Origin of the sequence: [Mycobacterium] stephanolepidis, assembly GCF_002356335.1 — a bacterium.
GTDB classification, from domain to species: domain Bacteria; phylum Actinomycetota; class Actinomycetes; order Mycobacteriales; family Mycobacteriaceae; genus Mycobacterium; species Mycobacterium stephanolepidis.
In genome coordinates this window covers 2,855,336-2,875,923 of the sequence record NZ_AP018165.1, presented here as the reverse complement: position 1 = coordinate 2,875,923, position 20,588 = coordinate 2,855,336, and the positions used below count along the sequence as shown (strand labels likewise).

The window sequence follows — 20,588 nt, the reverse complement described above, 5'->3', positions numbered from 1 at the left end:
TTACATTGATCGAGAACGTATTCGTGGCCACCGTGGATCGCGACGGTCGTGAGCTCGACAGTGCGACTGTGGTCATCGACGGTAACCTGATCGCCGCGATACTGCACGCCGGTCAGCAGAACCCGTGGCAGGCGCTGCCGGGCATCGAACATGTGGATGGTCGCGGCTGTCTGCTCACACCCGGGCTGGTCAACACTCACCACCACCTTTATCAGTGGATCACCCGCGGGCTTGCCGCCGATCACACGCTCTTCCAATGGCTTAGCGCCCTGTACCCGGTGTGGGAGGGTATCGACGCCGATGGTCTGCATGTGGCGGCGCAGGGTGCGTTGAGCTGGCTGGCGTTGTCGGGATGTACCACCACCACCGATCACCACTACGTGTTCCCCTCGGGCGCAGGCGATCTGCTGGAAGCCGAGATCGAGGCGGCGCGGGAGGTCGGCGTGCGGTTCGACCCGACCCGCGGGTCGATGGACCTGGGGCAGTCGGCCGGCGGCCTGCCGCCCGATGATCTGGTGGAGTCGATCGACACCGCTCTGGATGCCAGCGCCGCGGCCGTCGAACGCTGGCATGACCCGGCACCGGGATCGATGGTGCGCATCGGGCTGGCCCCCTGCTCGCCGTTCTCGGTGACAACCGAGCTGTTGCGGCAGACGGCGGTCTTGGCCCGCGAGCGCGGTGTCCGGATGCATACTCACCTGGCCGAGACGCAGGACGAGACCGACTACTGCGCCCAGCGGTTTGGCTGCAGCCCCTTGGACTACATGGACGAGCTGGGCTGGCTGGGACCCGATGTGTGGTTCGCGCACGGTATTCACTTCGACGATGCCGCGATCGCCCGGCTGGCCGGCACGGGAACCGGCATTGCGCACTGCCCGACCTCCAACGGACGCTTGGGCGCCGGTATCGCCCGTACCCGGGAGCTGCTGGCGGCCGGGGTACCGGTGGGTCTGGGCGTGGACGGCGCTGCTTCCAATGAGTCGGGGCGGATGCTGGAGGAGGCGCACCAGGCGCTGCTGTTCGCCCGCGCGGTGGGAGGGCCCACGGCGCTGAGCACGCGCACCGCGCTGGAGCTGGCGACGTTGGGAGGGGCCCGCCTCCTTGGCCGTGCCGCCGAGATCGGTTCTATCGAGGTCGGTAAGTACGCCGACCTGGTGTTGTGGGACCTGCGCACGCTGGGACACACTGGAATCGATGATCCGGTGGCCGCATTGGTGCTGGGTGAGGTACCGCCCGTGAAATGTTCGTGGGTGGGCGGTCGACCCGTCGTCAGGGACGGGCAGATGCTGACGGTGGACACCGATCGGATCGCGGCCGCGGTGCAGGCGGCGCATCATGGATTGATGGGCAGGGTGCGCTGATGGATTTGCACACCATCGACTCGGTGCTGATTCCGCGGGACCGCGCTGATCTGGGCGGTCTCGGGACGCAGGACGGCGTGCTGGCGGGCGGCACCTGGCTGATGAGTCAGCCGCAACCGGGGTTGCGGCGTTTGGTCGACCTCGCGGGCATGCGCTGGCCGGACTTGGTGGTGACCGAAGACGGCCTGCAGGTCGCGGCCACCTGCAGCATCGAACGACTGGTGAGTGCCTCATATCCACCCGAATGGCAGGCCACCGTCCTTTTCGGACAGTGCGCACGTGCCCTGCTGGCCTCCTTCAAGATCTGGCGCGCCGCGACAGTCGGCGGCAACATCTGCCTGGGCCTGCCCGCAGGGGCGATGATCTCGCTCTGCGCTGCCCTGGATGCCGAGCTACTCATCTGGCGCCGCGACGGAACCGACGAACGCTGCCCCGTTACCGACTTCGTGACCGATATCAACACGACGACATTGCGTCCCGGTGATGTGTTGCGTGCCATCACCTTTCCTGTCGCGGCGCTCACGCAACCGACAGCATTGCGCAAGGTCGCGTACTCGGTGCTGGGGCGCTCCGGTGCATTGGTGACCGGGCGCCTAGACGGCCGCGACATCGTGCTGGGGGTCTCGGCCGCAACGCGCAGGCCAATTGTGTTGCGGGTTCCCGCTGAACCGGAACGTGTCGCGCGGGCTGCGGCGGCAATCCCAGGTGCGCAGTTCCATACCGATGCTCACGGCACCGCGGAATGGCGGCGCGCGGTCACCGCCCAACTGGCCCGCGAGGTCACCGACGAGCTGGCCGGGGGCCGTCCGTGAAGGTCAACGGTCAGATCATCGACACCAGCCCCCGTCCCGGGCAGTGCCTGCGCACCTTCCTGCGCGAGCACGGCCACACCGAGGTCAAAAAGGGTTGCGACGCAGGTGATTGCGGTGCCTGCACGGTGCTGGTGGACGGGGCATCGCAACATTCGTGCATCGTGCCCGCACATCGCGTCAGCGATGCCGAGATCCTCACCGTGCGTGGCCTCGGGGACGAGCACGACCTGCATCCCATGCAGCGCGGCTTCATCGGCCATGCGGGATTCCAATGCGGATTCTGCACCGCCGGAATGGTGTTGACGGCGGCGACGCTCACCGAGGATCAGACCGAGGATCTGGGAAATGCGTTGAAAGGCAACCTGTGCCGGTGTACCGGATACCGGCCCATTCGCGCCGCCATCTGCGGTGCGGCGCCCCCGCAGGGGGTCGTCAGTGCCCCTGCAGCGACGAGAGTGGTGACCGGCACCGAGCCGTACACGATGGACCAGCTGCCTGCCGGGGTGGGACATATTGCGGTGCTGGGCAGCCCGCACCCGTCGGCCCGTATCACCCGGATCGACACCGAGAAGGCCCGCAGCCTGCCGGGGGTGCGCGCGGTGCTGTGTTATCGCGACGACCCCGGTGTGCCGTTCTCCACCGCACGCCATCACGAGCGCACCGACGACCCCGACGACACACTGATTTTCGACCGTGTACTGCGGTTCGCGGGACAGCGCGTCGCAGCGGTGGTGGCGGACTCGCCGACCATCGCGCACCGGGCGCTCGAGCACATCGACATCGAGTACGAGGTACTGCCGGCGATATTCGATCCGGAGCTGGCGCAGCAGCCCGGTGCGCACATCGTGCACGGGGACAAGGGGCCCGGCGCCAGGATCGCCGACCCCGCGCGCAATCTGGTCGCCGAGGTGCATGGTGAAGTCGGTGATGTCGAGGCCGCGGTGACCCGAGCCAGGGAATCGGGGGCGGTGGTCAGCGGCAGCTGGCAGACGGCGCGTGTGCAGCATGTGCACCTGGAAACTCACGGCGCGGTGGGCTGGCGGGACGAGCACGGGCGCTATGTGCTGCGCACCAGCAGCCAGGTCCCGTTCCTGGTGCGCGACGAGCTGTGTCACGTTTTCGGCCTTGCACGCGAACAGGTTCGGGTGTTCGCACCGCGCGTCGGTGGCGGGTTCGGCGCCAAACAGGAGATGCTCACCGAGGACTTGGTGCTACTGGCGGTGCGTGTCACCGGGGCGCCCGCGGTCTATGAGTTCAGCCGCACCGACCAATTCACCATCGCGCCGTGCCGTCACCCCATGCGGGTGAATGTGACCGCCGCGGCCGGATCCGACGGGGTGCTGACTGCCTTGGCCGTCGATGTGCTCTCCGATGCCGGGGCCTACGGCAACCACAGCGTCGGGGTGATGTTCCATGGCTGTAACGAGTCGATGGCCCAATACCGCTGTGCCAACAAGCGCGTCGATGCGCAGGCCGTGTACACCAACAACATTCCGTCTGGTGCGTTTCGGGGCTACGGGCTGGGGCAGGTGCTGTTCGGTATCGAATCGGCCCTTGATGAGCTGGCACGTGAACTCGGCATTGACCCGTTCGAGTTCCGGCGCCGCAACGCGATCGTCCCGGGAGACCCGTTTGTCAGCTGGGAAGTCGAGGAAGACGATCTGGAGTTCGGCAGCTACGGGCTGGACCAGTGTCTGGACCTCGCGCAGGACGCGCTGGCTCGCGGCGGCGCCGATCCGGCGCGTAACGGATCGGCCCTGTCTGCGGAGTGGAAGGTAGGGGAGGGCATGGCGATCGCCATGATCGCGACCGTGCCGCCGCGTGGGCATGTGGCCGATGCGCGCGCCGAGCTGGACGAGCAAGGGCGTTACCGGATTACCGTGGGTTCAGCCGAATTCGGCAACGGCACCACCACCGTGCACGCGCAGCTCGCGGCTGCGGTGCTGGGATGCGCTCCGGGCCAGGTCGACATTCACCAGGCCGATACCGACGGGGTGGGCCACGATACCGGCGCCTTCGGCTCGGCCGGCACCACCGTCGCGGGTCTGGCCGTGCACCGAGCGGCGGAGCTGTTGCGCGACAAGATTATCCGGTTTGCCGCGGCGAAGTTGGCGGTGCCGGAATCGCGGTGCGTGTTGGGACCCGACGGCGTGCGAATCGGCGAGGAGCTGCTGGGGCTGGTCGATATCGCCGGCTCGGCGCCGGAGCCGTTAGCCGCATTGGGCCGCCATGAGGGCACGCCCCGATCGGTCGCCTTCAACGTCCAGGCATTCCGCGTCGGTGTGCATCCGGGCACCGGCACCGTGCGCATCCTGCAGTCGATACAGACCGCCGACGCGGGGGTGGTCATCAACCCGCAGCAGTGCCGTGGCCAGGTGGAAGGCGGTGTCGCGCAGGCCATCGGTTCGGCGCTCTACGAAGAGATTCTGGTGCAGGACGGCTTTGTCAGCACCACAGCGCTGCGTAACTATCACATTCCGCGGCTGGTGGATCTGCCCGACACCGAGGTCTACTTCGCCGACACCTATGACGCGTTGGGGCCGCTGGGTGCCAAGTCGATGAGCGAGTCGCCGTACAACCCGGTGGCCCCCGCGCTGGCCAACGCGATCCGTGACGCCGTCGGGGTTCGGATGCACAGTCTGCCGATGAACGCGGCACGGGTGTGGCAGGCCATCGACGCATCCGGTGCGGGAGTGTCCTCATGAAGAACGTGCTCGGTGATCTGATCGACCTGCTCGAGGGCGGTGGCGCTGTCGCCATGGCTCGCGTCGTGGAGGTCAGCGGTGCGGCTCCGCGTGAGCCCGGCGCGGCGATGCTCGTGACGGCCGATTCGGTGGTCATCGGGTCGCTGTCCGGTGGATGTGTGGAGGCCGCGGTCATCGAGACCGCACGCGACGTCCTGGCGACAGGGCTGTGTGTCAGTGAGCGGTTCGGTGTCGACGACGGTATCGCCCCGGGTCTGACGTGCGGGGGCGAAATCGAAGTCGTCACCGAAAGTGTGGGCGCCGAGAAACTACCGCTGCTGCGCCGGTTGCGTGGTCTGATCGAGGCGGGGGAGCCGGTGGGGTTGGTGAGCACGCTGTCGGGGATTCCGGATTGGGCGCTGGTGCGGCCGGGTGATTCGGCGCCGTGGCCGCAGATCGACGGCACCATCGCGTCGTTGGTGCGGGCGGGACGCAGCGCGGTGGCGGGTGCCGATCGCTGTGAGCCGGATCAATCCGCGCGGCCGCGCGTGTTCGTGCAGGCGTTCGGAGCACCGCCGCGGATGATTCTGGCAGGGGCCAATGCCTTCGTGCGGGCCTTGAGCCACACGGGGAGCCAACTGGGTTACCGGGTGACGGTCGTCGATGCGCGTGAGGTGTTCGCGACGTCGGCACAGTTCCCGCACGCCCATGAGGTGGTGGTCGACTGGCCGCACCGATACCTGGGCGCCGAAGTGGCGGCCGGGCGCATCGACGGGCGCACCGTGGTGTGCGTGCTCACCCACGACCCGAAGTTCGATGTGCCGATGCTGGCGGCGGCACTGACGACAGCATCGGTGGCATTCGTCGGCGCGCTGGGCTCGCGCCGCACCCACACCGAGCGAGTGGTCCGCCTGCGTGAGGAAGGCGTCACCGACGACCAGCTGCGGCGGCTACGCAGCCCGCTGGGCCTGGACCTCAATGCCCGCACACCCGAGGAGACCGCGATATCCATTGCAGCGCAAATCATTGCAGAAACCTCGGGAGGATCAGGGCGGGCGCTGAGCGACACCGAGGGACCGATCCACCGGTGAGGACTACCGGCTAGGCGGCGCGCCTGGCCAGCTGCTCCCGGTGCCATCTGCTCCGCGCCGAATGGTGCGCCGAAAATCCCTCGTTGGGATGTGTCCCCAGCCGGCCGTTGGGCTTATCGAACTGAACAAAAACGTCGAGATCCTCTGGGGAAAAACTGAAATCGAAGATCTGAAGATTCTCCGCCAACCGGCTCGGCGAGCAGGTCTTGGGGATCACCACATGTCCCAATTCGATATGCCAGCGCAGGATGAGCTGCGCGGGCGTCTTGTTGTACTTTGCGGCCAGCGCAGCCAGTGGGGAGTCCTCGGTGGTGCCGATTCCCTGAGCCAGGGGGCTCCATGCCTCGGTGACGATTTCCCGATCGGAGTTGAACTGCCGCAACTTTCGCTGCTGGAAGTACGGGTGTAACTCCACTTGGTTGATCACTGGTAGCACGCCGGTCGCGTCGACGATGGCGTGAACGTGCTCGGGCTCGAAGTTGGATACCCCGATGGCACGGATGCCGCCGGACAGATAGAGCTGCACGATCTGCTGCCAGGCAGTGACATACTGCCCGTGATCCGGTGCGGGCCAATGGATCAGGAACAAATCCACGTAGTCGGTTCCGAGCATGTCAAGGCTGCGCGCGAAAGCGGCAGCGACATCAGAGAAATCGTCTACCCACAACTTCGTGGTGATGAAGACGTCCTCGCGGGGTATGCCCGAGCGGGCGATGCCCAGGCCGACGCCTCGCTCATTGCCATATCTGGTGGCGGTGTCGATATGTCGGTATCCGGCGTCAAGTGCTTGCCGGACAATGGTTTCCGCTTCATCATCGGGGATTGCGGCGACGCCGAGCCCGAGCTGGGGGATGTCCACACCATTGTGGAAACGAACTTTCGGGACAGTGCATGATTGCATGACGGACTCCAATCACTCTGCGGCTGAAGGAGCAGTGGAATTGATACCCGGGAGCGACACGTCCTTGTGACAGTTGAAACTGTAGAACTGTCAGTTGAATTCAGCATCTATGACGCTGCTCACAAACTCGCTGTGAGGTTGCTGAAATCGCTGAACAGCAAGGGGTTTTGGTGTCCGTAGGACTATTCGATTTACACGATCCTTACGTCCCGAGTGTCGCGAAAGGTCCGTATGCGATGACAGAAACGCGCGTAGGAGGGCGCTTATGCGGTGGCGTTGGCTTTGACCAGCCGAGCCACGGATTGAGCCTTGTTGCTCGTGGTGTCGCTGCGTCCGTGGACCGATACATCGATGATGTACTGCGATGTTTGGATGGCAGCGCGTTGTGTTTGGCGTGGCGCCAGATGCTGCGGTCCGGTCGATTCGGTGACAACCGCATGCACAAAATCTGATGAAATACGATCCCCTGCAACATTTTTGATTTCCACATTGGTTACCGCACCGGTCCCGGTGCCTTTTGTGGTGAACGGCTTGTCCTGGCAATGGCGCCAGTTGGCCTCCAGGTTGGTGAACCAGGTTCTGGCACTGCCCGGAGAATCCAGCTCAACAATCTGGATCTCTATCGTCGTTCCCGAACCAGTTCCCCGAATTTTCCAGCGTGTGGACCACTGCTGCTGTATCGCCTGCCGTACCGGAGCTTCGGCGAATGTGGTGCCCCAACTGGGTGAGGCAACGCCCAGGCACTCGACAGAACTTGTGCGGGTATCGGCGCTGTGGGCATTGGCTGCCGCGAGGTCGAGTCTTTCGACGCGCGCATCCGAATGAAGCCGGAGCGCCAGTAGTGAAGACATCTGGGCATCATCGGGCAGGATCTCGGCGGCAGAACCAACATGTCCTTGACCCACATTTGCGGCGCCGGGAACCACACACCCGGCCAACAACCCGCCCGCGATGAACAGGCCAGTCAGCTGCACTCGTAGCGCTTGCACCAGCAATTTCTAGTGCGGAAAAGACAGATGGTCAAGCCGCAAAAATCGCCAGATTCTTAGTAGTTCAGCTACCGATAGGGCGAGAAAGTGAATGCCTACTTCACCCGGATGCAATGAGAAATGAACACCTAGCGGCGAACTGTTCGCAGGTCAACCCCGCGACGAGACGGGCGCTCGGTGGTTAATGGCATCTGAACTCCCAGTTGACGGGTCAGATGTGGTGGCTCACTCTTATGCCATGTCTGGAATGAGTGAGCAGGCATTAGTGGCGGCGGTCCAGCAGCGACTGATAGCGATGTACTCGTGGTTGTCGCCCGAACACGTCTCGGCCGTGGTGCAGGGTGCGCACGTACAGTTCGTCGACTGCCGGGTGCGTGAGTTTGTGCCGTTGTTGGTCGAGCGACGTGCCCGTGCGGAGTTGGCGAACGCGAGTTCATCGAGTGCCGTGACGGCCGAGGGGACTACCGCGCGTCTCGCGTAGCGGGGTACCGGTGATGTAGGCCGTCGATGAGGCGGTGGGCCTCATAGAGGTCTCTACGCATCGCGGCCGCCCGGCGATGGTGATGTCGGTGGGTTGAGCTGTGCTGCGGGGTATGTCGGATGAGGTGCTCGGTCTTGGCCATGTTTTGTGACACTTCACTGACATGCTCGTACAGCGATGCCAGGAGTGTCCGGGCCTGTGCCACAGAGGCATCCTCAGTCACGTGCGCATTTTTACATCTGATCACTCACGTGTACAGCTATCTGCCAGCTCCGGCGACAGGGCCTCAACTGCCTGTTGAATGGCCAGCGTGGCTGGTCCTGTGAAGGGTGCTTGTGCAGTCATCGGCCTGCAGAAAACATTGGTGCGCGATACTGGGATTGAACCAGTGACCTCTTCCGTGTCAGGGAAGCGCTCTCCCGCTGAGCTAATCGCGCGGGTCTTTATGGAGGTGGAGACGGGAATCGAACCCGTGTGCACGGCTTTGCAGGCCGTTGCCTCACCACTCGGCCACTCCACCGCTAGGGATGCCTGTCTACCCCTTCGAGCGGATGACGGGATTCGAACCCGCGACCCTCACCTTGGCAAGGTGATGCGCTACCAACTGCGCTACATCCGCGCGCAACGGATGAGATCGTCACCCGGTGCGAAGTGAAACAGTAGTCGAACGAGAGGTTTAATCACAAATCCCTTGCGTGCGCGGCCCGTAGGCTGCCGGACTGCGGTGTTTCCGGCGTCTCGTGCTAGCCTTTCACCTCGGTTGATCAGCCATCAACGATCAACATTGCGGTCTCGTAGCTCAGTGGAAGAGCACTCGCCTCACACGCGAGGGGTCGCTGGTTCGAACCCAGCCGGGACCACCAGTTAGAAGTACTTTCTCGCCGATCAGGTGCGACATACGTGCAATACGGGGGAGTTCTAGGGCAAGCGGGACACGCAGTCGAGGTTCTCCAGACCGCAGGGTCGAGTGCTGATGCGCCGATGGTGACATCGTCGGGCGCCGGCACACCGACATCGGCGACCCGCACAATCACGGGCTCGTCGACGGTCGTGGTCGTCGCTACTACGTCTCCGCTTAGTACTGCGCGCGGACTCAGTAGTTGTGGCAGTTGTTGACAGCTCTGCCTACCGGTCCCGAAGACGAGTCCATGATGTCGTCGCTGATGCCCGTCCACTGTTGGTGGCCAAGGGTCTGTTCGAGCGCATTCAACTGCTGTTGACGCTGACCTATGGGGGCAGCCAGAACCCCGGCAAGGCCGATCCGCAGCTCATTCTCCAGTTTTGGATCGCGACTGATCTTCCGCCAGATCAAGGGATCATTCTGCTGCAACGACGACATGACCTGCTGCTCAGAGCATGTGGTGGTGTTCAAATCGTCGGCATATGCCTGCCCTGCCATCGCAATGGCAAGACAGGAGAGTCCTGCCGCCATGCTCACACGCAAAAGCCCCCGGCCGCCCTTGCTCATTCCATTCATGCCCAGCAGCTTAGAAATATTCCGATTCGAGCGCGGCGAGTTGCCGGTATGCGTAGCGGCCAATCGATAGGTGACGCCATATCACGTGCTGACGATGGAGATCGCCCCTTTTGGGACAGTTGAGAGGTGCCTCGTGCGCGATGTCGAGGACGCCGCCGCGCTGAAGGTCGATGCGGACCGGGAATTCATCGGCCCCGCCCCGAAACCACAACCAGCCGAGCCCCAAAGCAACCCCAGCAGTGGTTGCTGCCTCAAGTTGAAGATTTCTGTCCGGCAGCCAATCCAGGCCCTGGCTTAGCTACGAATAGTCAGTGAATGACGCGACGAGGTGGCGGTCTGCCGCGACAAGGGGTCAGGACTTGATCATGGTTCAGAGTGCAAGGGTTGTGGCCACAAGTTTGCCGACGGTGTCGGGAAGCTAGGACCAAACACATGTCGAACCGATACGACCTCGTCATTGTTGGTGGTGGTCCGTCGGGCTCTGCCGCGGCGTGGCAGGCCGTGCGAACCGGCGCACGTGTGGTGGTGCTTGACAAGGCCGAGTTTCCGCGGGATAAACCGTGCGGTGACGGTTTGACCGCACGCGCCGTCAGCTATCTGCAGGGCATGGGGCTCGCCCAGCAGCTCGCCTCGTTCCATCGCGTGAACCGGGTCACTGTGCACAGTCCCAGCACGTGGAGTCTGTCTTTTCCGCGGCGACCCGGCATGCCCGATTACGGTCTTACCGTAAGTCGAAGTGAACTCGATGCCCTCCTGCTCAAGCATGCGGAGTGTGCAGGCGCCGAAATCCGCCAGGATACCGAGGTCGCCGGGCCAGAACTGGCCGCCGACGGCCAGGTGGTGGGGGTCGTACTCAAGGGCGGCGAGAAGGTTTATGGCAGCGCCGTAATCGCAGCCGATGGCGCGTACTCCCCGATCAAGCGGGCACTCAAACTTGATTCGCGGTGCAAGGGCTACTCGGCAATCGCCATCCGCGCCGAGATGCACGCCAAACGTCCGGACAGTGACAGTCTCGACATCTTTCTCAAGCTCCTTTTTCGGGGCGATCAACTGCCAGGGTATGGCTGGGTGTTCCCCATGGGCAACGGCGCCTTGAACATCGGTCTGGGATATCTCAACAGCTACCGGAACTGGCACTCCATTAACGCAGCCCAGTTCTTCGACGAGTTCCTGCGAACGCTGCCCTCTGAGTGGGACCTACCACTGATCGCGGACCTCAAGAGAAACAAGAGCGTGCAGGCCTGGCGACTGCCGATGGGCTTCACTGCATGGCCTCCCTGGCGGCCTGGCGTGCTGTTTACAGGGGACGCACTCGGTGCCGGGAAGCCAGCGTCAGGAGCTGGTATCTCGAAAGCCCTCGAGTCCGGTCTAGCGGCCGGCGAGTGCGCCATCGAGGCGCTCACAAACGGTGGTCCGAACGACTTCACAAATTATGGGCAGCGTATGGAAGCCGCGTGGGGGCGGGAGTATCGCTGCGGTCGTTACATGCACAAATTGGTGGGTCACCCATATCTCGCGCAAGCGGGTGTGAAGCTGGTCGACAACGCCACGTTCCGCGATCGGATGCTCAAGGCGATGTACAAGAAGTCCCAAGGCCCGCGGCACACGTACGACTGAACAGGGCATTCTCCTTCGCATGTGGCCGATTCGGTTGTGGGAATCGGACTTCCGCAAAAACCCATGCTGGGAGCCGAAAGAAGCACAGATCCACCGTGTACTCCGCCGAGCAGACAGAGAGGTGATTGGGTGGCCAGTCCTATTTTTTTGAATACGCCACGCTCTGTATCGCCTGGCGAAAGGCCTTCCCATACAGTTTCCGGCAAAATAGCGCCGTTTCTCGGGCGCCGCATGCAGGTAATTGAGGGCGCTATCTGTCTTCTGGCTGCTGTAGGAGACCGCGGGGTCTCCTACAGCAGAGTCGACGCGGCCGCGAATGTTCCGCGGGGCACCACCTCGAATCACTTCAGAACACGTGATGCGTTGATCCTGGGGGTATGCGAGGAAATCGAGTCCCGGCGACAGTGCTTCTGGACAGATCCCAATTTTTGTACGGCCTGTTTCACGGTGGACACGCTCGCTGAACTACTCACCCAATACCTCGTTACCGTCACCACCGAAGGAACCGCACAAAATGTTCTCGCGCGTGCTCACACGGCGATTATCGGCGCATCGTAACATTGCTCACAGCTGCAGGACATAACGGCCCGCACCCAGCAGGTCCAGCTCAGCCAGATACACGCCTGGCTGCGCCAAATCCACCCCGGAACACCTGAACTAGATGCCCAGATCATCACCGATTACATGTCCGGCTCAGTCAGTCAGCAGCTCTTGGCTCCCAGGGAGGTGTTCCAACCCGAACCGGGCGTAACCGCATTGCTGAACAGCCTTAAGTCGCCCTGATAGGGCAAGGGAAGACTGCCTTTGCGGCCAGATGTCGCTTGACTAGCGCTGGTCCAACTCGGCCAAGAAGTTGTCGATGGCCGGCCAGGTCTCGTTGACACCGGCCGACAATGCCACGAGCCCGAGGTGGCTCGCCTCCACCGTGGTGAACCGAACGTCCGCAGACTTGAGCATCGCCAGGCCGTGATGCACGCACTGCCACGGTGCGATGGCGTCACGATGGCTGCCGAACAGCTGGATCGGCAACGTCAGTGCCGTCAGATCGAGGGTGTAACCGGCCACATTGACCACGCCCGCGGCGATTTCATCGTAATAGATGAATCGGCCCCACATCTGCGAGACCGCCCGACCTGGATAACCGGGGAAGGCGTCCTGAAACCGGTCGATCACTTCAGCCTTGGCCAACGCTTCGGTGTTGTCCAAATTGTTCAGGAGGAACCAGGGCCGTTTGATCTCTCGGTCCCATGAGGTGGCGCGGTAGGCGGCCTGTACCACCGGTGCGGGAATGCCGCCGAGCGCTCGTAACACCGTGGTGACGGCATAGCCGTTGGTGCGTTTGGTGATTCGGCGCGCCTCGGGATATCCCGGGATTTGTCCGTAGTCCAACGGGGTGCCGATGGCGACGATCGAGCGGATCGGCAATCCGCGGTCGGCTGCGGCGGTCAACAGGCTCAGGGTGCCGCCCAGGCTCCACCCAATCAGGTCCAGCTGCGCCTTGCCGGAATCGATAAGTACCCGCTCGATGGCCTGCGGAATGATGTCGGCGAAGAAGGCCTCTAGGCCCAGATGTCTATCTGCCCAGCCGATTTCACCGTAGTCGACGACGTAGGGAGTACGGCCCTCCTCGAGCAGATGCGCCACCAGTGATTGACCCGGTGCGAGGTCATAGCATGTCGCCGACGCCGCTAGCGGCGGAACCAACAGGACTGGGACAGCGCTGGACTCACGCGGATCGTCAGTGCCGTAACGGCGCAACTGGCGATGTGGCTCGTCGAACAGTGCTACATGGCTGGTCGGTGTGCGTGGGCGCACCCCGTCGCCGAGAGTGAGGGCGAACAAGTTCCTCGCCGAGACCGGAATCGAGACCATAGTGAGTTCGTATGCTCCTTTTGATTAGCTTTCGAAAAGGCTTTCAGTAGACCGGTCGGATACACAACGGTTTGTGGCATGCACGACATGTGGGTGCACTATCGGCAGAGTTGGACGTAGCGCACCTGGTGGATTGCGGCGCCTACTATGCGGCCGCGCCGGGTCGTCTTCGTGTGAGGGCCTATCCTTCGATCAGCCCGGTTGGTTAGCGGGAGAACGCGCTAGTCTGGGACGAATTGGTCCCCCACTGAAAGCGCTTCTCGAATCCGTATGAAGGGGCGCTTGGTCGAAGATGGCTCAACACTGACTCCGTAACGTATCCACGATCTTGGAGGCGACATCGACTGCAGGCTCGTGTTCCCAGAACCGCAGCACCGTCCATCCCGCGGCGGTCAGTAGCCAGGTCACCAGTTCGTCACGTTCGCGATTTTTTCTGACCTTTTCGGCCCAGAACTCGGCGTTTGTCTGTGCGATCGTGTGATGCAGTCGGCATCCGTGCCAGAAGCATCCGTCGATGAAGACCGCGACCCGCGCGCGAGTGAAGACGAGATCTGAGCGCAGGCGGCGCTGATCCGACAACGGGGGGAAGTCGACTCTGTAACGCAGGCCCGCCGCGTGGACCAGCCGTCGCACTGCAAGTTCAGGCTTCGTGTCCCGTCGTGTATTTGCGCGCATCGAAGCACGCGTAGCGGGACTAGACGCCCAACTGTTCGTCATGGGCTCAGTCTTGTCCATATCGTCGATGGTCGTGGCCGCGGAGCCGCAATCAGATCGCCGGAACAGGAGGTGGCGGCGGGTCTGCAGGGACATGTCGGTGACAGCCGATAACATCACCGCGTGGCGGATGTGATTGACCTGTTCGCGGGTTGCGGAGGCATGACCGCGGGCTTTGCCGCCGAGGGATACAAACCCGTCCTATCGGTTGAGTTCAATCTGCACGCGGCTGCAACCTACGCGGCGAACTTCGGTGAGGACCACACCGTCTTCGGCGACATCAAGTCGGTCAAGAAACGTCAGATACCCGAGGCTGACGTCGTGATCGGCGGACCGCCATGCCAGGGCTTCTCGAATCTCGGGTCGAAGGACATCGGCGACCCACGTAACCAGCTCTGGCGTGAGTACCTGAGGGTAGTCGGCGCGGCCAAGCCCAAGGTGTTCGTCATTGAGAACGTAGACCGATTCATGAAGTCGCCCGAGTTCGACCTGTTACGAGCGGAGGCGGACGGAGGCTCTCTCAAAGGCTACGAACTGAGCTACGGCCATCTGAACGCCGCTGACTTCGGTGTGGCTCAACGGCGTATTCGCACCATTGTCATCGGCTCGCGCATCGGCAAGATCGAGCTGCCGACGGCGACGCATGCCAGGCGTCCCGAGCAAGGTTCGGATCTGCTGCCGTGGAACGGAACCAAGACACGGATCAAGGGGCTGGCTGTGCGGCCATCGACGACCAGCCTGCCCGCGAGCAGGGCCGAATTCTTCGGCGAGATCGTGCCGGGTGTGTTCAAAGCATCGGAGCTGCATATCGGCCGCAACCCCACCCCGCTATCGCTGGAGCGATACGACCACGTGCCGCCAGGAGGGGGCCGGTTCGACGTGCCGGATCACCTGCTGCCTCGATGCTGGCGTGAAAAGCCCACGGGCACTACCGATGTCATGGGCCGGATGCAATGGGACTTCCCCTCGCACACGATCCGCACGGAGTTCTACAAGCCGGAGAAAGGTGCATATCTCCATCCGCAGTGGGACTCTCGGGGACGTAACCGAGTGAATCGCCCGATCACGCATCTGGAGGCAGCGCTGTTACAAGGATTCCCCGACGACTTCCTGTGGTGCGGCACCAAGATCGAGATCGCCCGACAGATCGGAAACGCGGTCCCGGTCAGACTCGCACAGGCCATCGCGAAACACCTGCTTCAGTACCTGTGAACGGTTCGAGCATGCTTCCTTTCGAGGATTTACCGGTGGCTGCCACGGTGAGTGCCGAGGCGGCTCAGAACTCCCGCGAGGCGGCGATGCGCCGCCGCCGCAACATCTTCCGTGAGCACCCTGTGCCGACAGCTCCCATGGGCAAGATGCCTGGCGCATGGACTTTCACAAGCGAAATGGAACAGCAACTAGCAGCCGAGTTGGCGCCCCTGGTGGAGTGGTTCAACGGCGAGCCGGAATGCCGCGAGCGGCTTAGGTGGGCGTTACGCGACTCCTTGGACGAGTTGCTAGACGGTCAGCGCACCGGTAGGTGGGCGTACCACCACTTGTCGAAGACGGAGAAGACTCATCTGGGGACTGTTGTCGAGGTCAACTTGACCAAGGAGTTCGAGTTCGCAAACGGTGTTCATCTCGACTGGCAGATCGCCGGCACCGACATCGACTGCAAGTTCTCCAAAGACCTCGGTGGGTGGGAGATCCCTATGGAGATGTATCTCTGCGCCGATCACGGTGAGCGCGAAGGTAAGGCGAACCATCCGGCGCTCCTGACTTGGTTTGATGATACCTCGAATCGATGGGCTGCCGGGCTGATCACGATCACCGATGAGCGGTTGCGCTGGAAAGTCGGCGGTGGCGAACGTGCCTACAACCGCGACAACAAACGGAACCTCGGTAACCCAGCGGCGGGATGCGTCTACTGGTTGTGGGGCGGTCTGCAGACCGACCTTCCGCAGAATTTATTGCTGCACATGGACTCTGAGGTTCGCAACCGCATCCTGTCGCCCGATCTTTCTGGTCAGAAACGTGTCACCCAGCTATTCTTCGAGATTCAGGAACGGATCGTGGGGCGTCCGACCGTGCTTACGGTCGGACAGCAGGACGATGCCCCCAAGCGTGTCCGCGACGCCCGTAAAGCGCTGAGGAAGGGGGGCATCGTCATCCTCGGACACCAAGACGCACATCCTAAGATCGCTGCCGCATTGGAGCTCCCGGTTCCGGTGAAGGGCGAATGGATCGCAGCGCGCATTGTGCCGGTATCCGAGACTGACTCACGTCCCTTCATCTCCATGCATGGGCAGCGATGGGGGAGGGCGCACGATGGCGAGCCCGAAGTTGCGGTGACGTTCGACTACCGCTACCTCAAGTAGGCATCGGAGTGGGGGTTACGGCTGACACGGTGGCGGTGAGCCGGTCGAAGGGCCACATCAATGACGTGACCGCTGGTCGGTCCCGGGCGCCGCGCATGCGTCGAACTTGCTACGTCCGCTGGTCCGAACCGGCCGGGACCACTCTCCTGTCGTTTGCGACTCTCTCCGCATACAACGAATCTGCTGACGTTCGACCACGCCAGATCCTCTTCGCGTGAGGGCAGTCTTGCGACTCTGGGGATCGTGTGTTGCCATACTTGCCTCGGTTGGGATGAACTGAAGCACGATAGGGGATACATGGGTGCGTTCACCGGCACCGGAGGAGTCACGAGCGCGCTGCCTCTCGGTGACCTAACACGGTGGTGGAGCTCGCCGTCACGCTACGACCAGATGATGGGCTACTTTTCGACGCGCTCCATGCGTGTGGCGCTGCGTGCTGCCGTCGGCGGATGCGCCGGCGCACTGGCCCTCATCCCACTGGCGATGGAGTTTTCGCCGATGGGGCCGCGTACCGGTGTATGGCGTTGGCTCGACATTCTGGCGAGCCTGCTCGCATTTTTCTGGATGCTGCGCTGGTGGCTAGGGCCGCTGCCGAAGGAATCCGAATCTGTGGTGTTTTCGGTTACTTCGGTTGCCTCCGTGTGCATCGCCTGCTTCGCGGACTCCGACAGGGGCACCGGCATGCACGGCCTTATCTCCTTGTCTCTGATGGCGATCTACATATGTTCCTTCCATGGCGCTCGACTCATCGTTCTGTACTTGCTTGCATCTCTGGCCACACTGACCTTCCTTGCGATTGCCGTTGACCTGCAGCAGGGTTGGGCCGTGGCCATGGCGGATTCGGTGGTCACCGCGACGCTGCTGGTCGGGGTGCCACCGATCATCCATTTCGCACAGTTGGCGCTCACCAGTGATGCCAGGGCGGCCGGGATCGACCCGCTCACCGGCCTGCACAACCGGCGAGGATTCGATGATCAGTCGATGACCCTGGCCCAGGCGGCACGCGCTGATCGGTCTGAGCTGAGCATCATCATGATCGACATCGACCGGTTCAAACAGATCAACGATCGTTTTGGGCACGGTGTTGGCGATCAGGTGATCGCCGATGTGGGCTCCCACATCAAGGCGATCTCCGGCAGCGCCGCCGTAGTTGGGCGTGTTGGCGGCGAGGAGTTCTGTGTTGCGCTACTCGGTCCCGCCTCGCAGGCGCGAGAGGTCGCCGAGCAGATCCGGGCAGGGTCGGAATCGCTGGATGGCATGGTCACGGTCACGGTCAGTGTCGGGCTTGCCGCCAGCGCGCTGCCGTCGAATGCCGATCCGGACAACCTCATTGGGCAATTAGTGGCCGATGCCGATCACGCGATGTACTCCGCCAAGCGGCAGGGCGGCAACCGGCTTGAGGTCTGGGGCGTCACCGGGTAGAGCGGCGCCGTTATTCGATACCGGCCATCGCCCCTGCGGGCTGAGAGAACGCGCGCAGCATGGCGGGGAAGGCCAGGCGTTCCAGCATGCGTGTCTCGGCCAGCTCAGGTTCGACGTAGAACTGTGCGGCCACACCTTCACGCAGGGCGGTGGCAAGCCGGGCGATGAGCTGGGCATCGATGACCAGTTCCCGTTTCGCGATCGTCATCAGTTCGTTGATGATGCCGGCGGCCTCGCGCCGCAGCCGTGCGTCGTGCTCGGCCAGCACCGCCGCGGCGCTGGGCTCACGGATCGCGTACAACGTGAACTCCATGCTGATGAGATACCAGCGGCGTTGCGCAGGCCCCTTGTCGTCGATGGTGGCGATGAAGGTGCTGATGGGGTCGGGGCTTGTGCGGCATTCATCCAGCGCTGCCCGCAGCGCGGCGATCAGTTGGTCGCTGCTGGCATCGAACAGGGTGAAGAAGAGTTCATCCTTACCCGTGAAGTTCGAGTAGAACGCGCCTCGGGTGAATCCTGCCTTTTCGCAGATGTTCTCGATGCTGGCGCCATGGAATCCGCGGTCGGCGAACACATCGAGTGCGGCCTCCATCAGGCGGGCGCGGGTCTGTTCGCGTCGGCGCGTTGAACCAGTCGGCATGGGCGCCCCTTCTGTGGTGTGATCGGCAAAGCGTATTTTCGATACGGATATGTATCCTACAGCGGGCGCACGCAAAATAGCTGGAGAAACCGCGAGATGGCGGTAGGGCGATTCGCAACGATCAGCCATCTGGTTGATCTGTAATCAAGCATTATTCGTGCCAGCATTTCGGATGCTGCTCCTCTTGACGGGTTTTCCGCAGCGGGGGTAACTTGTGATCATCAGATACATATATGTATTGAAAGGTGAGTACATGACCTCCGGAGATGTTGTGGTGGACGAGGGGTTGTCCGCGTACATGGTCGGTTCCGCAGATGCCGTCCCGATGAGTCCGGCCCCGGCGGCGACGGTCGAGCAGGAGCGTGATCGCCGACTGCGCGAGTTGGCAGCCGCATTCCGCATCTTCGGGGCATTCGGCTTCTCCGAAGGGGTGGCGGGGCACATCACCGTCCGCGACCCGGAGTTCCCCGACACGTTCTGGGTGAACCCCTTCGGCATGAACTTCCGGCACATCACGGTGTCCGATCTGATCCAGGTCGATCACGACGGCAACGTGATCACCGGCAGCCGACCGGTGAACAGGGCGGTGTTCTGCATTCACTCCGAGGTGCACAAGGCCAGGCCCGATGTGATCGCCGCGGCGCATGCGCACTCGATACATGGCAAGGCGTTCTCATCGCTGGGGCAGCCGCTATTACCCATCACGCAGGATGCATGCGCCTTCTACGAAGACCACGCCGTGTACACCGACTACCGCGGTGTGGTCAGCGACCTCGAAGAAGGCCGGGCGATCGGATCCGCGCTCGGGTCCACCAAGGCGGTGATCTTGCAGAATCACGGGCTGCTTACCGTGGGCCACTCTGTGGCGGAGGCCGCCTGGTGGTTCATCACGATGGAACGCTCCTGCCAGGCGCAGCTGCTCGCCATGGCCGCCGGTGAACCTCGATCGATCGACCACGACACGGCCGTCTCGGTCTACAACCAGATCGGCACCCCCGTTGCCGGATGGTTCCAGTTCCAGCCGCTCTGGGACGACGTGATCAAAACGGCCCCCGAGGCCCTCCAATGATGCCCGGAATCGAGGGGCGCCGGATATGAATACCACGGTCGAGCAAGCCAGGAAGCTCAACGACACCGCGCTGACCATCGACATGCACACCCACGGCCTGAGCATCGTGCCGAGATGGCTGCGCACATTGGGCGCCAAGACAATAGACATGCAGTCCGAACCGTTATCGCAGTTGCCCAAGGGCAAGGTAAACCTCGCTATCGTCACCGCGGTCGGGGATGCATTGCTGGGTACCGCGTGGCGACTGCGCTCGCCATGGAATGGCGTGAAGGCCCAGTTGGAGTTGGCTCGGGCCGAGGCCTCCGCGGCGGGTATCGCGGTGGTGGAGACCGTAGAGCAGATCGAAGCAGGCGACACCGCGACAGTCATGCTCGGTGTCGAAGGCGCCGATGTCGTGGGAGCGCAACCGGATCGGTTGATCGACCTTCATCGCATGGGAGTGCGGGTGCTGGGTCTGGTGCACTACGCGGACAACGCCCTTGGAACGATCGGTACGTCGGTATCCGGGAGCAGGGGCAGCAGGGCAGTGCGGGCCGGACGCTACTCCTCGGGCCTGACCGCCCTTGGTAAAGAGGTTGTCGCAGAAGCCAACCGGCTGGGCATGCTGATAGATCTTGCGCACGCCGACGCGGCTACCACCTTGGCCGTCTGTGATCAGACTTCCGCGCCGGTGGTCAGTTCGCACACCGGGGCATTGGCGGTTCATGAATTCCCGCGCTACATCAGCGACGAGGAGGCGCGTGCGATATCCGCCACCGGCGGCCTGATCGGATTGTGGCCGATGGGGTTTCGCGGCGTCGGCATGCGAGACCTGGATGAGTTCGCTCGGCATACCTCTCACCTGGCAGAGCTGGTCGGCCCCGAGCACCTCTGCATTGGAACGGATATGAATGGCATACCCAGGTATGTCCCGGGGTTCGACGGGCCCACCGGATTTCCGTCGCTGATCGACGCACTGTTGCGCACCGGCTTCGATGCGTCCGGGGCAGCCGGGGTTCTCGGCGGTAATGCCCTGCGCGTCCTGAAAGAAACCCTTCCCGGTCCGTCCGCGAGCGAACCTACCTCATAACCCTCTCATTCATTGGGCAACAAAGGAGT

At 63.0% G+C, this 20,588-nt stretch carries 19 protein-coding genes and 4 tRNA genes; 13 read left to right on the top strand and 10 right to left on the bottom strand.

Translation table 11 applies throughout. From position 1 onward, the window contains the following. The first annotated feature begins 5 nt into the window (after positions 1 to 5). The 4 genes from MSTE_RS14275 to MSTE_RS14260 are packed head-to-tail and all read left to right on the top strand — an operon-like array spanning position 6 to position 5,948. Positions 6 to 1,361 carry an 8-oxoguanine deaminase gene (locus MSTE_RS14275; RefSeq protein ID WP_162291648.1) on the top strand — a complete coding sequence of 452 codons (1,356 nt, stop codon included), beginning with the start codon at positions 6 to 8 and terminating at the stop codon, positions 1,359 to 1,361. Continuing rightward, positions 1,361 to 2,173 carry an FAD binding domain-containing protein gene (locus MSTE_RS14270; protein WP_096502144.1) on the top strand — a complete coding sequence of 271 codons (813 nt, stop codon included), beginning with the start codon at positions 1,361 to 1,363 and terminating at the stop codon, positions 2,171 to 2,173. Before MSTE_RS14275 ends, MSTE_RS14270 begins: the two co-directional genes overlap by 1 nt. Beyond that, positions 2,170 to 4,878, top strand: a complete 2,709-nt coding sequence (locus tag MSTE_RS14265) for a molybdopterin-dependent oxidoreductase (RefSeq protein ID WP_096502142.1) — start codon at positions 2,170 to 2,172, stop codon at positions 4,876 to 4,878. The genes MSTE_RS14270 and MSTE_RS14265 overlap by 4 nt, the downstream gene beginning before the upstream one ends. Next, positions 4,875 to 5,948: an XdhC family protein gene (locus MSTE_RS14260; RefSeq protein ID WP_096502140.1), complete on the top strand. Its 1,074-nt coding sequence runs from the start codon at positions 4,875 to 4,877 to the stop codon at positions 5,946 to 5,948. The genes MSTE_RS14265 and MSTE_RS14260 overlap by 4 nt, the downstream gene beginning before the upstream one ends. A gap of 10 nt (positions 5,949 to 5,958) precedes the next feature. On the opposite strand, the gene MSTE_RS14255 is transcribed toward MSTE_RS14260, so the two are convergent. Continuing rightward, complete coding sequence (locus tag MSTE_RS14255; RefSeq protein WP_096502138.1) at positions 5,959 to 6,849, bottom strand: aldo/keto reductase; 891 nt, start codon at positions 6,847 to 6,849, stop codon at positions 5,959 to 5,961. Between the two features lie 263 nt (positions 6,850 to 7,112). Continuing rightward, positions 7,113 to 7,838: a sensor domain-containing protein gene (locus tag MSTE_RS14250; protein WP_157997690.1), complete on the bottom strand. Its 726-nt coding sequence runs from the start codon at positions 7,836 to 7,838 to the stop codon at positions 7,113 to 7,115. A 238-nt stretch (positions 7,839 to 8,076) separates the two neighbouring features. Between MSTE_RS14250 and MSTE_RS14245 the strand changes: the two genes are divergently transcribed. Beyond that, positions 8,077 to 8,319, top strand: coding sequence for a three-helix bundle dimerization domain-containing protein (locus MSTE_RS14245; RefSeq protein ID WP_096502134.1), 243 nt, complete (start codon positions 8,077 to 8,079; stop codon positions 8,317 to 8,319). Here the strand turns inward: MSTE_RS14245 and MSTE_RS14240 are convergent. The 4 genes from MSTE_RS14240 to MSTE_RS14225 form a co-directional block, all read right to left on the bottom strand. Beyond that, positions 8,300 to 8,542 carry a hypothetical protein gene (locus MSTE_RS14240; protein WP_231896886.1) on the bottom strand — a complete coding sequence of 81 codons (243 nt, stop codon included), beginning with the start codon at positions 8,540 to 8,542 and terminating at the stop codon, positions 8,300 to 8,302. The two genes, MSTE_RS14245 and MSTE_RS14240, sit on opposite strands and share 20 nt — an antisense overlap. A gap of 139 nt (positions 8,543 to 8,681) precedes the next feature. Next, a tRNA-Val gene (locus MSTE_RS14235) sits at positions 8,682 to 8,756 on the bottom strand. Positions 8,757 to 8,765: 9 nt separating this feature from the next. Continuing rightward, positions 8,766 to 8,839, bottom strand: a tRNA-Cys gene (locus tag MSTE_RS14230). Between the two features lie 26 nt (positions 8,840 to 8,865). Continuing rightward, positions 8,866 to 8,938, bottom strand: a tRNA-Gly gene (locus tag MSTE_RS14225). 169 nt (positions 8,939 to 9,107) lie between these two features. Here MSTE_RS14225 and MSTE_RS14220 point away from each other — a divergent pair. Further along, positions 9,108 to 9,182: transfer RNA gene (locus tag MSTE_RS14220), tRNA-Val, on the top strand. A gap of 230 nt (positions 9,183 to 9,412) precedes the next feature. On the opposite strand, the gene MSTE_RS14215 is transcribed toward MSTE_RS14220, so the two are convergent. Beyond that, positions 9,413 to 9,787 carry a hypothetical protein gene (locus MSTE_RS14215; protein ID WP_096502132.1) on the bottom strand — a complete coding sequence of 125 codons (375 nt, stop codon included), beginning with the start codon at positions 9,785 to 9,787 and terminating at the stop codon, positions 9,413 to 9,415. Positions 9,788 to 9,929: 142 nt separating this feature from the next. Here MSTE_RS14215 and MSTE_RS14210 point away from each other — a divergent pair, with 142 nt between their 5' ends. After that, complete coding sequence (locus tag MSTE_RS14210) at positions 9,930 to 10,094, top strand: hypothetical protein (RefSeq protein ID WP_157997689.1); 165 nt, start codon at positions 9,930 to 9,932, stop codon at positions 10,092 to 10,094. Between the two features lie 134 nt (positions 10,095 to 10,228). Then, entirely contained in the window at positions 10,229 to 11,413 is a 1,185-nt protein-coding gene (locus tag MSTE_RS14205) for a geranylgeranyl reductase family protein (RefSeq protein WP_096502128.1), read from the top strand. Positions 11,414 to 12,238: 825 nt separating this feature from the next. On the opposite strand, the gene MSTE_RS14200 is transcribed toward MSTE_RS14205, so the two are convergent. After that, positions 12,239 to 13,285 (bottom strand): alpha/beta fold hydrolase, encoded by a 1,047-nt coding sequence (locus tag MSTE_RS14200; RefSeq protein WP_096502126.1) that lies wholly within the window; start codon positions 13,283 to 13,285, stop codon positions 12,239 to 12,241. A 297-nt stretch (positions 13,286 to 13,582) separates the two neighbouring features. Next, positions 13,583 to 14,002 (bottom strand): very short patch repair endonuclease, encoded by a 420-nt coding sequence (locus tag MSTE_RS14195; protein ID WP_096505885.1) that lies wholly within the window; start codon positions 14,000 to 14,002, stop codon positions 13,583 to 13,585. 120 nt (positions 14,003 to 14,122) lie between these two features. Here MSTE_RS14195 and MSTE_RS14190 point away from each other — a divergent pair, with 120 nt between their 5' ends. The 3 genes from MSTE_RS14190 to MSTE_RS14180 all read left to right on the top strand — a co-directional run bounded on the left by MSTE_RS14190 (position 14,123) and on the right by MSTE_RS14180 (position 17,781). Next, on the top strand, positions 14,123 to 15,211 hold the full coding sequence (locus MSTE_RS14190) for a DNA cytosine methyltransferase (protein WP_096502124.1): 1,089 nt from the start codon (positions 14,123 to 14,125) through the stop codon (positions 15,209 to 15,211). Between the two features lie 35 nt (positions 15,212 to 15,246). After that, a complete protein-coding gene (locus MSTE_RS14185) occupies positions 15,247 to 16,359 on the top strand; it encodes a NaeI family type II restriction endonuclease (protein WP_231896884.1) in 1,113 nt (370 codons plus the stop codon). Positions 16,360 to 16,656: 297 nt separating this feature from the next. Further along, on the top strand, positions 16,657 to 17,781 hold the full coding sequence (locus MSTE_RS14180; RefSeq protein ID WP_096502122.1) for a GGDEF domain-containing protein: 1,125 nt from the start codon (positions 16,657 to 16,659) through the stop codon (positions 17,779 to 17,781). A 10-nt stretch (positions 17,782 to 17,791) separates the two neighbouring features. Here MSTE_RS14180 and MSTE_RS14175 read toward each other — a convergent pair whose 3' ends face one another. Continuing rightward, entirely contained in the window at positions 17,792 to 18,421 is a 630-nt protein-coding gene (locus tag MSTE_RS14175) for a TetR/AcrR family transcriptional regulator (RefSeq protein ID WP_096502120.1), read from the bottom strand. 253 nt (positions 18,422 to 18,674) lie between these two features. Between MSTE_RS14175 and MSTE_RS14170 the strand changes: the two genes are divergently transcribed. Then, positions 18,675 to 19,490, top strand: a complete 816-nt coding sequence (locus tag MSTE_RS14170; RefSeq protein ID WP_096505881.1) for a class II aldolase/adducin family protein — start codon at positions 18,675 to 18,677, stop codon at positions 19,488 to 19,490. 25 nt (positions 19,491 to 19,515) lie between these two features. Beyond that, positions 19,516 to 20,559 (top strand): dipeptidase, encoded by a 1,044-nt coding sequence (locus MSTE_RS14165; RefSeq protein WP_096502118.1) that lies wholly within the window; start codon positions 19,516 to 19,518, stop codon positions 20,557 to 20,559. The last annotated feature ends 29 nt before the right edge of the window (positions 20,560 to 20,588 follow it).

Excerpts from the sequence above, each read along its gene's own strand:
- MSTE_RS14255 (WP_096502138.1), bottom strand. The coding sequence starts at position 6,849 with ATGCAATCATGCACTGTCCCGAAAGTTCGTTTCCACAATGGTGTGGAC.
- MSTE_RS14245 (WP_096502134.1), top strand. The coding sequence starts at position 8,077 with ATGTCTGGAATGAGTGAGCAGGCATTAGTGGCGGCGGTCCAGCAGCGA.
- MSTE_RS14215 (WP_096502132.1), bottom strand. The coding sequence starts at position 9,787 with ATGAGCAAGGGCGGCCGGGGGCTTTTGCGTGTGAGCATGGCGGCAGGA.
- MSTE_RS14195 (WP_096505885.1), bottom strand. The coding sequence starts at position 14,002 with ATGACGAACAGTTGGGCGTCTAGTCCCGCTACGCGTGCTTCGATGCGC.
- MSTE_RS14270 (WP_096502144.1), top strand. The coding sequence starts at position 1,361 with ATGGATTTGCACACCATCGACTCGGTGCTGATTCCGCGGGACCGCGCT.
- MSTE_RS14165 (WP_096502118.1), top strand. The coding sequence starts at position 19,516 with ATGAATACCACGGTCGAGCAAGCCAGGAAGCTCAACGACACCGCGCTG.
- MSTE_RS14175 (WP_096502120.1), bottom strand. The coding sequence starts at position 18,421 with ATGCCGACTGGTTCAACGCGCCGACGCGAACAGACCCGCGCCCGCCTG.
- MSTE_RS14170 (WP_096505881.1), top strand. The coding sequence starts at position 18,675 with ATGACCTCCGGAGATGTTGTGGTGGACGAGGGGTTGTCCGCGTACATG.
- MSTE_RS14180 (WP_096502122.1), top strand. The coding sequence starts at position 16,657 with ATGGGTGCGTTCACCGGCACCGGAGGAGTCACGAGCGCGCTGCCTCTC.
- MSTE_RS14200 (WP_096502126.1), bottom strand. The coding sequence starts at position 13,285 with ATGGTCTCGATTCCGGTCTCGGCGAGGAACTTGTTCGCCCTCACTCTC.
- MSTE_RS14205 (WP_096502128.1), top strand. The coding sequence starts at position 10,229 with ATGTCGAACCGATACGACCTCGTCATTGTTGGTGGTGGTCCGTCGGGC.
- MSTE_RS14260 (WP_096502140.1), top strand. The coding sequence starts at position 4,875 with ATGAAGAACGTGCTCGGTGATCTGATCGACCTGCTCGAGGGCGGTGGC.